Source organism: Kitasatospora nipponensis, assembly GCF_039528135.1.
Lineage (GTDB): Bacteria > Actinomycetota > Actinomycetes > Streptomycetales > Streptomycetaceae > Kitasatospora > Kitasatospora nipponensis.
This window is the reverse complement of the sequence record NZ_BAAALF010001120.1, coordinates 1-530: the sequence shown is the minus strand read 5'-3', so window position 1 is coordinate 530 and position 530 is coordinate 1. Positions and strand designations below refer to the sequence as shown.

Below are 530 nucleotides of genomic sequence, written 5' to 3'. Positions count from 1 at the left end.
CTTCTTTCCGCGCACCTCGATCTCACCCTCGAAGTGCCCGGTCTGGTCGAAGTGGCCGTTGTAGGCCTCGTCCCAGGCGAATTCGTCGCCGGATTTCGCGGCCACGATCGGATCCTGGTGCGGGTCGTGAATGTCGAAGGCGTCCATCAACGCGGTATAGCGAAAGTTCAGCGCGATCCCGTCCCCGTTGTCGAACTCGACGTCCCAGACCTTGTTGGGCTCGGGGGAGACGACCTTGAGCCCGTTGTTGAGCTGATAGTCGCGCAGACTGGCCCCCTTGGGGATGGGCAGGTGATGCTGTGCGTCCCAATAGTCGGCTTGCCAGGGGGATTCCACGAACCGTGAGTTGATCGCCACGGTGGAGATCACCACACCCGCATTCATGCGGAAAAGTGCGTACACACCGACGTTGAGTGGGACCTCCGGGACGTAGAACCCGAAGAAGTTGGTCTCCGCCCAGGTCGGGTCGTCGCTGGTGGGGGTGTGAAAGTCCGCGTCCTCCGGATTGATCATCGCAGGCTGTCTCCTTC

Annotated in this window: 1 pseudogene; it reads right to left on the bottom strand. The window is 61.5% G+C overall.

The annotated features are described in order from the left end of the window. Positions 1 to 513, bottom strand: a pseudogene (locus tag ABD323_RS45190) (hypothetical protein); the annotation flags it as partial. Positions 514 to 530: the final 17 nt, after the last annotated feature.